The sequence below is a fragment of the Bordetella genomosp. 7 genome (assembly GCF_002261415.1).
In the GTDB taxonomy this organism is placed as follows: Bacteria; Pseudomonadota; Gammaproteobacteria; order Burkholderiales; family Burkholderiaceae_B; genus Bordetella_A.
In genome coordinates this window covers 104,073-116,401 of sequence record NZ_NEVI01000019.1, presented here as the reverse complement: position 1 = coordinate 116,401, position 12,329 = coordinate 104,073, and the positions used below count along the sequence as shown (strand labels likewise).

Below are 12,329 nucleotides of genomic sequence, written 5' to 3'. Positions count from 1 at the left end.
GCTGTTGAACGCGCCCGTCAGACACTGGCCTAGGTTCAGCAGCTTTTTTTTATTGCCGGTTTTCCGGCATGCAGCACACGTCAGCGTCCTAATCGACCATCGCAGCTTCCATCATGGCAAACGACAGCTTCATGATCTTTACGGGTACGGCCAACACGCGCCTGGCCGTAGACGTAGTCAATCATCTCGACATGTCCCTCGGCAAAATGACGGTTGGCCGCTTCTCCGACGGAGAAGTCATGGTCGAAATCAACGAGAACGTGCGTGGCAAAGACGTCTTCGTGCTGCAGCCCACCTGTGCGCCCACCAATGACAACCTGATGGAAATCATGGTGATGGTCGATGCCCTGCGCCGCGCGTCCGCCGGCCGCATCACCGCCGCCATCCCGTATTTCGGCTATGCCCGCCAAGACCGCCGGCCGCGTTCGGCGCGCGTGGCCATCTCGGCCAAGGTGGTGGCCAACATGCTGCAGGTGGCCGGGGTCGATCGCGTGCTCACCATGGACCTGCACGCCGACCAGATCCAGGGCTTCTTCGATATTCCCGTCGACAACATCTACGCCGGCCCGATCCTGCTGGGCGACATCTGGCGCCGCAATTTCTCGAACCTGGTGGTGGTGTCGCCCGACATCGGCGGCGTGGTGCGCGCCCGCGCGCTGGCCAAGCAGCTTGAAGCCGACCTGGCCATCATCGACAAGCGCCGTCCGCGGGCCAATGTGTCCGAAGTCATGAACATCATCGGCGAAGTCGATGGCCGCACCTGCATCATCATGGACGACATGGTCGACACGGCGGGCACGCTGTGCAAGGCGGCCCAGGCCCTGAAAGATCGCGGCGCCGGCGCGGTGTATGCCTACTGCACGCACCCCGTGCTGTCGGGCGGCGCCATCGACCGCATCGAAGCGTCCGAGCTCGACGAGCTCGTCGTCACCGATACCATTCCATTGTCCGAGCAAGGCCAGGCCAGCGGTAAAATCCGCCAGCTGTCGTGCGCGGCGCTGTTGGGCGAGACCATTCTGCGCATTTCCAACGCCGAATCGGTCAGCTCGCTGTTCGTCGACTGAGCCGGCCGACGCCAGCCCATATACCCGAATTTGCCTGCCTGCTGGTCGCGGCAGATGGGCAAACAACGCGGCGTGCATGTTGCGCGCCGTGCAACGTAACCGGCAACTTCACCGTTGCCAGATTGTTTGGAGTCATCCATGAAATTCAAAGCCACTGCGCGTAGCGTCCAGGGTTCGAGTGCGAGCCGCCGCCTGCGCCGCGCGGGCCGCGTTCCCGCCATTGTCTATGGTGGTACGGCTGCCCCGTCGAACATCGAACTCGACCACAACGAGATCTACCACGCCCTGCGCAAGGAAGAATTCCACGCCTCGATCCTGCAAATGGAACTCGACGGCAAGGACCACCCCGTGCTGCTGCGTGCGGTTCAATGGCACGCCTACAAGCCGCAAGTCATGCACGTGGACTTCCAGCGCGTGGACGCCAACCAGGCGCTGACCACCAAGGTGCCGCTGCACTTCATCAACGGCGAAAACTCGCCGGCCGTCAAGCTCAGCAGCGCGATCATCAGCCACGTGCTCACCGAGCTCGAAATCACCTGCCTGCCGGCCGCGCTGCCCCAGTTCATCGAAGTCGACCTGGGCAACCTGCTGGGCGGCGCTTCGGTGCACCTGGCCGACATCAAGCTGCCCAAGGGCGTCACGTACGTGCCGCAAGGCGCTGAAGTCAACCCCGTGCTGGCCACCGCGCTCGTCAAGGGCGGCGGTGCCGCCGCAGACGGCGACGCCGCCGAGGAAACCCCGGCTGCCTGATCTTCGGCAACCGCTCGTACCGCGCGCCCGGCAACCCCGGGCGCCCGGCCAGAACCCTGCGTGTGCGCTTGCATGCGCGGGGTTTTTTGTGTAGTAAGCGATGATGTCTACTGCCATACGCCTGATCGTGGGCCTGGGCAACCCCGGGCCCGACTACGAAACCACCCGACACAATGCCGGCTTCTGGCTCGCCGACCATGTGGCCGACGACCTGCGGGCAAGCTACACGCTTGAAAAAGGGTTCTTCGCCATGGTGGCCAAGGCCCGCCATGCGGGCGAAAGCGTGCTGCTGGCCAAGCCCATTACCTATATGAACCGATCCGGGCAAGCCGTGGGCGCGCTGGCGCGCTTCTACAAACTGGCGCCCGAACAGGTGCTGGTGCTGCACGACGAGCTCGATCTGCTGCCCGGGCAGGTCAAGCTCAAGCAAGGCGGCGGCCATGCCGGCCACAATGGTCTCAAAGACATCCAGGCCGCCCTGGGCAGCCCCAATTTCTGGCGCGTACGCATCGGCATCGGCCATCCGCGCACGCTGGGCCTGGCGCAGCAGGTGGCCGATTTCGTGCTGCACCCGCCGCGGCGCGACGAACAGGCTGGCATCGACGACGTCATCCACCGTTGCCGGGCCATCGTGCCGGCCATGCTGGACGGCGATTTCGCGCTGGCCACCCGCCAACTGCACAGCGGCAACGGCGCTTGAGCCGCATCATGCGCTCGGCTACAGCCATGCCTGGCGGCAAACTGCGTTTTCGCGACGAGTTCGCCGACTTCTGGCGCTTCTTGCGTCGCCCCGATCTTGCGCGCCTGCCGGGCCGGAACGCCGGCAGCAGTCTTGCCAGCGACTGGCGCCCGGGCGTGCCCATATCGCGGCTGCTGGCATGGGCAGCCGTATTGTGGGGGCTGAACTTCTTCGCGCTGGGGCCCATCGCCGTGACGGCCGCCGGCGCGGCCGGCGCATCGCACCGGCTCGACCCGTCCGCCATTCCGTGGCTAACCGCCATATTGTGGGCGCCGCTGATCGAAGAAACGCTGTTTCGTTATGGTTTGCGCCGGCCGCTGCAAGCCCTGTGGGTGTGCCCGGCCATACTGCCGCCGCTGCTGTGGGGCGTGCACGGCTGGACCCTTGCCTGGGCCGCAGTCGTGCTGCTGGCGGCCAGCCGCCCCCTGGCGCGCGGACGCATCAGCCGCAAACGCTGGCGCATGGATTGGCGCCGGCAATACCGTATGCGTTTCGGCTGGGTGTATCACCTGTCGTCGCTGGCGTTCGCCAGCGTGCACTTGAACAACTTCATCCTGGCCGATACGGCCTACTGGATGTTGCCCCTGCTGGTGCTGCCCCAGTGGGCCACCGGGCTGGTGCTGGGCTGGATACGCGTGCGGCGCGGCTTTGGCGCGGCGGTAGCCCTGCACGGGGTCTTCAATGCGGGGCCCATGTTGCTTATTTTGCTGGTGCTGGGGGTGGGTTAAGGCGCGGGCAGCCAGGCTTCTCTGCGCATGCCCGCGGGCGGGGGGCTGCAACGGATTTACGTCGGTTGCCGGGTCAGCTAGCCTACGCCAGCCCATATATTGCTGTTGCTGCGGCCGTGCTGATGACGCCGTCGCGCAAGTCTCGCTCTACTCGCTGGCGGTCGCGCGCCTTGGGGTCGCCCCAGCCGCCGCCGCCAGACGAAGCGATAATGATCCGGCACGGCGGCAGCTGGCGTACGCCGTACTGAGGAGTCTCAACGCGCTCGCCGTCAAGAGTTCTGACCTCCAGCGTAGATGGCTCGCCAGGCTGGCCGCCCGCAATGCCAAAGCCGCTGGCTGTGCGCAACCCCTCTCCACGAAAGCATACTTCGCCGGGCATGTGCATCAAGACTTCATAGTCTATGCCGGTGCCCCCCCGGTATTGCCCGGCACCGCCGCCGTCAACTCTGAATTCTTGGCGAACGACCTGCACCGGATACTTCTGCTCATAGGCTTCAACATTGGGGAGGGTCATGCCGCCCAGCGTAATGACGGTGCCCAGGCAGTTGAACCCGTCGCGGCCGTACACCGCGCCCGCGCCCGGGTATGCATGCATGTGGTACATGACATATGTCGTCCCGTCGGTCCGGGGTCCCGATGATACGCAGTGGCTGGCCTTGCCCCAGCCTGCGCAGGCGCGTTCGGGCATGGCTTGTCCCAGGGCCTTCCAGATGGAGTAGACAATTTCGGTGGCAGGATAGACCGTGTTGTATGTCATGGGAGCCGGAGCTCGCGCATTGACCACTGTGCCCTCGGGCGCAACGATCCGGATAGGGCGGAACGCCCCGGCATTTTTGGGCAGCGAGCTGTCAAAGAACGCCAGCAATGCTACATACACGGCCGAATACGTATTGGCCAGCGAACTGTTCTTGAACCCCTTTATCTGAGGCGCGGAGCCGGTAAAGTCTACGGTGACCGAGCCATCTTCCACCGTTACCCTTACGCGTACGGGTACTTCGGTTTCAGAAAAGCAGTCGGTATTGGATACGTCTACGCCATGGTAGATCCCGTTGGGCACCTTAGATATCGAGGCGCGCATCAACAATTCGGCATGCGAGAGTATCGCCTCGAAGGACTCTTTCAGTGCGGCCACGCCCGCCGCGCGTGCCAGCGCCTGAAGGCGTTCGGCGCCAATACGCGTAGAGCCGATCATGGCCTGCAGGTCGCCGTCGATGAGTTCCGGACAGCGCGAGTTAAGCTTCAGCAGCCGCCATACGTCTTGCCGCACGCGTCCCGCTTCCACCAGCTTCAGGGTGGGCAGGCGGATACCCTCGTGGAAGATGTCGGTTGCGTCCGAGTTGTATGTGCCGGCGGCGCCGCCCCCTATGTCGGACTGGTGGGCCCGGTTGCAGGTAAAAGCGAAAAGTTCGCCGTCGTGGAACACCGGGTTGAGTATGGTCCAGTCCGGCAGGTGGTTGCCTCCCGCCTCGTAGGGGTCGGACAGAATGAATATATCGCCGGGCGCAATTTGTTCCGGCCAGTCTCGAAGCACGGCGGCAACGGCGAACCCGCCGCTACCGGTGTGGATGGGGATGCCATCGGCCACTGAGATCAAAGAGCCGTTCAGGTCAGAGATGAAGCACGAAAAATCGTGGGAATCGCTGAATATCGGGCTGCGTGCCGTGCGCTGCATTACCCATCCCATTTGCAGCGTGATGTGGTCCAGTTGTTTTTGCAGCAGAGTCAGTTCAAGCGCCTTCATCATTTCCCCGTTTCCGTGACGCGCACGTTGATGACATAGTTTCCGAAGGCGTCAATCTCTACGGTATCGCCTTCGCCGACGAGCAATGTCGTCGTTTGCTCTTCCACGACTGCAGGGCCCGAGAAACGATGCCCGGGCTCGAGCGTGGCTCCCGAGTAAACCGGCACGTCATCAAGCCAGCCGCTGCTACCTATGTGCACGCGCCGACGGGCCAGGGGGGCCGCGACGGGCCGCGGCACGACGGGCTCGGCATCGGTTTGCAGCGGCGGCAGCAGCCCGTAGGCCGCTACCCGTACGCCCACAGCCTCGAGTGCGGCGTCGGGCTGCGAAGATCCGTATAGGCGCAGGTGCATGTCGTCAAAGGCGCGATGCAAGGCGTCCAGGTCGTCGCCAGCAAAAGGCAGCCCGATAGTCCATTGCTGCCCCGCGTAGCGCAGGTCGAGCTGGGTTTCGATCAAGGTCTGCGTGCCGTGGAAACCGTCTTCGGCCAGCATGGTTGTTCCTTGTTCGGCCAGCCGCCGTGCTTCTTCTGCGATCGTTGCAAGGTAGGCCGTATCGACCCGCTGACCCAGTGAGCGAACCAAGTCGTGGCGGATGCGTGCGTTGCACATGCCCAACGCGCAGAACACCCCGGCCAGGCGCGGGACGAATACCCGCGGTATGCCCATCAGGCGCGCTACCTCTACCGCGTGCAGAGCCCCGGCGCCGCCCGCGCCCACCAGTGTGTACCGGGTGGGGTCCAGCCCGCGGTGCAGGCTGACCTCTTCGATGGCGTGGGCAATGTTCTGGTCGGCAATCTGCAGCACGGCCGCCGCCGCATCGTCGATCGACTCGCCCAGCGGCTCCGCCAGAGCCAGGCGCATGGCCTCGGCGGCCAGCCTGTCATCCAGGGTTATATGGCCGCCGGCGAACGGGCCGGGCATCAAATGCCCCAGCAACAGGTGAGCGTCCGTCACCGTCGGCAGGGTGCCGCCGCGTCCGTAGCATGCGGGGCCGGGTCGCGCGCCTGCTCCTTCAGGCCCGAACTTGATAAGGCCGGCGCCATCCGCTTTGCTGATGGTCCCTCCGCCGGTGCTGATAGTATGTATATCGACGCTGGGTAGCGCGATCACAATGTCGTTGATCGACATGGAGTTCACGGTGGCCACTCGGTCATCCGTGACGACGGTGACATCGCAACTGGTGCCGCCGATCTCGATGGAAATCACATTGCGCGTGTTCGACAGGCGGCCGAACAGCTCGAGCGATGCCAGGCCTGCCGCCGGGCCGGAAAGCGCCAGGCTGGCGGGGCGGCTCTTGAGCTGTTCCAACGAGATCGCGCCGCCATTACTCTGAACCAACAGCAGATTTGAACGCAGTCCGCGCTCCTTCAACTGGTCGGCCAGAGCCTGCAGGTACGGCAGGACACGCGGGGCAGCATAAGCATTGGCAGCGGTGGTGGAAGCCCGTTCATACTCGCCAATAACCGGCGCCACTTCGGACGAGCGAGTCACGTAGGCGTCGGGCAGCAGTTCGCCCAGCAGCTCTGCGCAGCGCGCTTCGTGAGCATCGTTGACATACGCGTTCAGGAAGCAGATGGCGACCGCATCGACGCCCTCGCGGGCAAACTCCGCCGCCGCATCGCGCACCGACTGCTCGTCGAGCGCCTGGAGTACTTCGCCATTGGCGGCCATACGTTCCGTGACAGGCAGGCGCAAGTAGCGCGGGACAAGAACTTCGCCCCATGGCGTACGGTGATCCCACATGTTGGCGCGCGCGCCGCGGCGGATCTCCAGCGTGTCGCGGAAGCCGGCGGTGCAAAGCATGCCGATCTTCGCGCCTTTGCGCTCGAGCAGGAGATTGGTGACCACCGTCGTGCCATGGATGAGCTGAGTGCAGGCGCCAAGCAGTTGCATCACGCTCATTTCAAGCTGGCCCGCGGCTTCTTCGATGGCATTCAGCACCCCAACGGCGGGGTTGGCGGGAACGGAAGGCGTTTTGTTGACAAAAACATGGCCACGGGCATCCACCAGCACCAGATCGGTAAAAGTGCCCCCGACATCGACACCGATGCGCCACGGGGCGACGACATCACTTGCGCTTGCTGCCTTCATGCTTGGTCCTCAAAGTTGGGGATCGCGTCCACCAGGGTGCGGGTATACGGGTGCTTCGGATCGCGCAAGACTTCGTCAGCGGTTCCTTGTTCGACCACCTCGCCGTCTTTCATGACCACCACCTCTTCGCACATCATGCGCACGACATTCAGGTCATGGCTCACGAATACGAAGGACAGTCCTTCGCTGCGGCGTAAGCTGTCGAGCCGATTCAGCAGCATGGCCTGTACGGAGACGTCGAGGGCAGAGGTGGGCTCGTCGAAAATCAGGATATCGGGCCGGACGACCAGTGCACGAGCGATACCTACGCGTGCTTGCTGACCGCCCGACAGCTGGTGCGGAAACCGCAGCAGCAGGTCTAGCGGCAGCCCGGCCCGCTGGGCGGCTTCAGACACGCGCTGTTGTTCGTCGGCCGCACGCAAGTCCGGATCAGCGCGGCGCAGTGGATTGGCGATCGCGTCATAAACGGTGAAGCGCGGATTGAGACTGCCCATAGGATCCTGAAATACCACCTGAATCTTTCTACGCAGCGGCGACACCGCGAAACGCTTGATATCCACCGAACCAATGTCGTGGCCTTCGTAGCGGATCTGGCCAGCGCTGGTTTCAATCAAGCGCGCGAGCATCCGGGATGTCGTGGTCTTTCCGCTGCCGGACTCGCCCACGATGCCCAGCGACCAGCCCCGCCGTATGCGCAGCGTCAGATCGCGGACAGCCATATGGCTGCCATGCTTGCCTCGGTACTCCTTGCACAGGCCGACAGTCTCGAGCACGACGGGAGCCGCAGCATCAGGTGGCGGGGCATCGGTGGTCTCAGGCAGTTCGTGCCGGGGCAAGAGATCGGTCAGGCATCCGCCGCGGCGCGGTGTCGCGGCAACCAGCCTCTGCGTATACTCGTGTTGAGGCGCCCGCAGCACGTCCCGTGCGAGTCCGAACTCAACCAGTTTGCCCTGGCGCATGACGGCCAGGCGCTCGCAGTACCGGGCGGCCAAGCCCAGGTCGTGGGTAATCAGAATGGTGGCCAGGCCGCGCTGCGTCGCGAGATCGCGAATCATGTCCATGATGGCCTTTTGCGTCGTCGCATCCAGGCCGGTGGTGGGTTCATCTGCGATCAACAGCTCAGGTTCGGCCGCCAGCGCCATGGCAATGAGAACCCGCTGGCACATGCCGCCAGAAAGCTCATGCGGATAGGCATCCATGCGCGCGTCGGCGCGGGCAATCTGCACCGACTGAAGCAGTTCGATTGCGCGCTGCCGAGCTTCTTTCTTGCTGGCCGGTGGACGTTTGCCGGCTTCCAGCGCATCAATGATTTGGCGGCCGATAGTCCGGATCGGGTTCAGGGCGGCCCTGGGGTTCTGGAAGATAAAACTGATGGCTTTACCGCGCACTAGGCGCGTGGCCTTTTTTGACGCAAGCAAGTCATGCCCATCGAAGCTCAGCCGATTGGCCCGCCTGCGTCCGTTGCCTGCGAGCAGGTCAACTAGCGCGTATGCAGTAACCGACTTGCCCGAGCCGCTTTCGCCCACCAGGCCCAGTGTTTCGCCAGCGCGAACCTGCAGAGTGACCCCGTCAACGGCCTTTACCGTGCCGCCCGGTACCGCGAATTCAACGTGCAGGTCGCCGATGTCCAGCAGTATGTTCTTGTTCTCCATCATTTGCGCGTCCTTACGTCGAGCATGTCGCGCACGCCATCGCCCAGCAGGTTGAAGCTCAGAACCGTCAAGGTCAGGGCGACGCCGGGAAACAGCACCATCCACCATTTTCCGGCGAGCAGGTTGGCGGCCCCCTCGGCAACCATGATGCCCCACTCGGCCGTCGGCTGCTGTATGCCCAGGCCTATGAAAGAAAGGCTGGCGGCATTGAGAATTGCCCAGCCGAGAGCGGTGGATACTTGCACGCTGAGGGTAGGAAACGTATTCGGCACCATGAAGGTGAGCATGATGCGCAATTCGCTGTTGCCCCCGGCCCGGGCTGCTTCCACATAGCTTTGAAGGCGCAGTTGCTTGACCTCGGCGCGCGCCAGGCGCAGGAAGTAAGGCAGGTTGACCAACGCACTGGCCAGTACGATGCTTTGCAGCGAATTGCCGAAAGCCGCCACGAAAGCCATCGCAATGACAAACAAGGGAAAAGTCATAAGCACGTCCGTGGCCCTGCCGATGACGGTGTCCCACCGTCCGCCGAAGTAGGCGGCCGCGCCGCCCACTACCGACCCCACGAAAAACGAGAGCAGAACGGCTGTAAACGCGATCATGAGATCCAGCCGCGCCGCGATCAGAACGCGGCTGAACACGTCGCGCCCCACTTGGTCGGTACCGAACCAGTGCGCCGCACTGGGTGGCTGCAGCATCGCATCAAGGTGCGTCGCGTAGGGGTCGTACGGGGTAATCCACGGTGCCAGTACGGCGACGGCGCCCAGGGCAACCAGAAACGCCAGGGCGGCGGCCGACAACTTGTTGGTCTTGAGCACATAAGCAATGTGCTGGGCCACAGAAGACTTTTTCGGGAGTGTCATGTGCGTTCCTCCCGAACGCGCGGATCGACAACGGCATACAGCATATCCACCAGGCTGTTTATCAGCACGAAACTCAGTGCCATCAGCAACACATAACCTTGCACTGGCGCGTAGTCACTGGCCAGGAGGGCATTGAGCGCATACGAGCCCACGCCGGGCCAGGCGAACACTTTCTCAACCACTACGTTGGCGCCTATCAGATAAGACAGTACGAGGCCCACCACTGTAAGCACGGGAAGCAGGGCATTGCGCAATGCATAGGTGATGTAGACTCGGCGCCAGCCCATGCCCGCCGCCTTGGCGGTGCGGATGTAATCGCTGTTCAGCACCGCCAGCATCGAAGCGCGGGTAGTGCGCATGACGGGAGCCAGTACAAACGCCGTCATGGTCAGCGTGGGCAGCACGAGCCGGCCCAGCGCCGACTTCAGCGCCTCCCAGTTGCTGTCCAGCAGCGCATCGACTACCAGAAAGCCCGTGACATGATTGGGCGGCAAGATGAACGCGTCGATTCTGTCGATAGGGTCGGGCGCCCAGCCCAGCTTGAAGAAGAACAGCAGGATCAACATTACGCCGGTAACGAATGTCGGCATGGAGACGCCCAACGTGCCGATGAACCTGACAGTCTGGTCTATCCAGGAACCTGCTCGGACTGCGGCAATAATGCCGAGCGGAATTGCCACGAGCAGGGCCAGCACCACGGCCGCCGCGGTAAGTTCCAATGTGGCGGGAAACCGCCTCAGCAAGTCATCGGCCACCGTCTGCCCCGTGGTGAGGGACCGGCCCAGGTTACCGTGGGCGAGGTCGCTCAGGTAATTGCCAAGCTGGACGAGTATGGGCTGGTCCAGCCCCAGCGATTTCCGAACGGCCTCGACCTCTTCTTCGGTTTGCATGGGCCCCGTGGCGTAGTACACCGCAGGGTCGCCAGGCAGTACGCGCACCAAAAGAAACGTAAAAATGGCGACCCCCAGCAACAGCGAGGCAAGCGTCACAAGGCGGCGCGCCATGAAACTCCAGATTTTTCTATGCATTCCAGACACCCAAGATCATCGATGCTGGATGGAACGCGCATCGGGCAGCCCGTGGAACCAGTAGGTATAGCCTGTAACATTTTTACCTACCACGATCTCAACTGCGCCTTGCCGTATGGGGATAAGCGGCACTTCGTCCGTTACCAGCTTGATCATTTCCTTGGTCTGCGCGTCGTATTGCTCCGGCGTGGCATCACCTTGCAATTGCTGAAGCATTTTCTGCAGCGCTTCGCTGTGGTAGTTGCCCAAGTTGGACGTGGTGGTTCCCGAGTAGAACGCACGCATCCAGTAATCGGGAAGCGAGAGCCATGCGACCCGGTTTTCGAGCAGCATGCCGTAGTCGCGTCGTGCCACGCGTTCGTCGAACTGTGCACCCGGCAGACGGTCTATGGATACCTTGATGCCGATCTTTTCAAGGCTGTTCTTGATGGCCAGCGATGCCAGGTCGAAGTACGCGGCCTTGCCCGCCGAATAAGCGATCGAGGTGCTGAAACCTTGCTCATGTCCGGCGGCTTTCAGCAAGGCCTTGGCCTTTTCGATATCCGTGGCATAGGGCGTGGGGTGGGGGAACACGCCACCTTGCACCTCCGCCGGCCCACCGTAAAGCGCCACGCCACGACCGCGATAGACGCCCTTGAACAGGCCCTCGTAGGGCAGTGCATAGGCGATCGCCTGCCGTACCCGCACATCGTTGAACGGCGCGGCGCCGGAGTTCAGCGCAACGAAATCCATGTGGTTGCGCATGGGTATGGCCAGTGCCTTGGCAATTTTACGATCGATCACGGCCTGGTAGTCGGCTGGCGGAATCTCGACCGCGACGTCGGCCGAGTTTCTTTCCACCAGCGCGGTGCGCAGCGTGGCTTCGGGCACCGTCTGGAAGATCACCTGGGGCGATGCGGGCAGGGGGCCGCTGACCCACTTGTCGTTGCGCACCAGCATGACCTGGTCAGGCCGGAAACTGCCCACTCGGAAGGCGCCGCCGCCCGCCGGGTTCGTCTTCAGCCAGTTCGATGCCCACGGATCTTGCTCGGTGGAGTGAGCTGTGGCCAGCTTCTTGTTGATAATGGCCGCGAACGGGATCGTGAAAACGGCCACGGCATAGCGGCTTGGGGCCGGCAGCTTTACCTGCAGTGTGTGGGTGTCCAGCACGCTGAGTTGGTCGGCGCTAGTCAGGCCTCCCACGCGCATCGAGGCCGTCGCCGCCGGCATCGCGAGCGCCCGGGCAATTGACCAACGGACATCTTCAGCGGTGACCGGCGATCCGTCATGGAACGTCGCGCCCGGGCGCAGGTGAAAGGTGATGGTCTTGCCGTCGTCGGATACCGTCCAGCGCTCGGCAAGTTCTGGCTCGATGCGCGCCGGATCGTATTCGCCAGTGCCGTTGCCCAAGTCATTGACGGCGTAGCTGACCAGTCGGTCGTAGATGTGTACGCTGACTGCCCAGGTAGAGCGCTGCACCCCGATGCCGGTAGCATCCAGGGAACTGGTGTCGTACGGCCATACCAGCCGCAGTGCCGCTGCTCGCGAACCGCCGCCTTGTGCCCGCACAAACCCCGGCACGGTAGCGCCCGCCAGGATCGCGGTCGCCCGCAGATTGAATTCTCGACGATTAAGCATGTTGGGCCACCCCTTTTCGTTTATTCCGATATACGGCACTACTGGTTCTGCCGACAC

Annotated in this window: 10 protein-coding genes; 4 read left to right on the top strand and 6 right to left on the bottom strand. The window is 63.2% G+C overall.

Annotated features, from left to right (window positions below):
* Nucleotides 1-113: 113 nt before the first annotated feature.
* From CAL18_RS14960 to CAL18_RS14945, 4 genes are all read left to right on the top strand, one after another.
* Nucleotides 114-1,064, top strand: coding sequence for a ribose-phosphate pyrophosphokinase (locus CAL18_RS14960; protein WP_006227587.1), 951 nt, complete (start codon nt 114-116; stop codon nt 1,062-1,064).
* A gap of 138 nt (nt 1,065-1,202) precedes the next feature.
* Nucleotides 1,203-1,814: a 50S ribosomal protein L25/general stress protein Ctc gene (locus CAL18_RS14955; RefSeq protein WP_026639529.1), complete on the top strand. Its 612-nt coding sequence runs from the start codon at nt 1,203-1,205 to the stop codon at nt 1,812-1,814.
* A gap of 103 nt (nt 1,815-1,917) precedes the next feature.
* Entirely contained in the window at nt 1,918-2,514 is a 597-nt protein-coding gene (pth, locus tag CAL18_RS14950) for an aminoacyl-tRNA hydrolase (RefSeq protein ID WP_094797336.1), read from the top strand.
* 8 nt (nt 2,515-2,522) lie between these two features.
* Nucleotides 2,523-3,281 (top strand): CPBP family glutamic-type intramembrane protease, encoded by a 759-nt coding sequence (locus tag CAL18_RS14945; RefSeq protein ID WP_094818299.1) that lies wholly within the window; start codon nt 2,523-2,525, stop codon nt 3,279-3,281.
* 82 nt (nt 3,282-3,363) lie between these two features.
* On the opposite strand, the gene CAL18_RS14940 is transcribed toward CAL18_RS14945, so the two are convergent.
* From CAL18_RS14940 to CAL18_RS14915, 6 genes are read right to left on the bottom strand one after another with little or no spacing between them, the layout of a single operon-like run.
* Entirely contained in the window at nt 3,364-5,025 is a 1,662-nt protein-coding gene (locus CAL18_RS14940) for a hydantoinase B/oxoprolinase family protein (protein WP_094818198.1), read from the bottom strand.
* Complete coding sequence (locus tag CAL18_RS14935; protein WP_094818197.1) at nt 5,022-7,115, bottom strand: hydantoinase/oxoprolinase family protein; 2,094 nt, start codon at nt 7,113-7,115, stop codon at nt 5,022-5,024. The genes CAL18_RS14940 and CAL18_RS14935 overlap by 4 nt, the downstream gene beginning before the upstream one ends.
* Nucleotides 7,112-8,770, bottom strand: coding sequence for a dipeptide ABC transporter ATP-binding protein (locus CAL18_RS14930; protein ID WP_212589940.1), 1,659 nt, complete (start codon nt 8,768-8,770; stop codon nt 7,112-7,114). The genes CAL18_RS14935 and CAL18_RS14930 overlap by 4 nt, the downstream gene beginning before the upstream one ends.
* Nucleotides 8,767-9,627, bottom strand: a complete 861-nt coding sequence (locus CAL18_RS14925; RefSeq protein ID WP_094818195.1) for an ABC transporter permease — start codon at nt 9,625-9,627, stop codon at nt 8,767-8,769. Before CAL18_RS14925 ends, CAL18_RS14930 begins: the two co-directional genes overlap by 4 nt.
* A complete protein-coding gene (locus CAL18_RS14920) occupies nt 9,624-10,631 on the bottom strand; it encodes an ABC transporter permease (protein ID WP_094818194.1) in 1,008 nt (335 codons plus the stop codon). Before CAL18_RS14920 ends, CAL18_RS14925 begins: the two co-directional genes overlap by 4 nt.
* Nucleotides 10,632-10,670: 39 nt before the next feature.
* A complete protein-coding gene (locus CAL18_RS14915; RefSeq protein WP_141217775.1) occupies nt 10,671-12,272 on the bottom strand; it encodes an ABC transporter substrate-binding protein in 1,602 nt (533 codons plus the stop codon).
* Between the last annotated feature and the right edge of the window lie 57 nt (nt 12,273-12,329).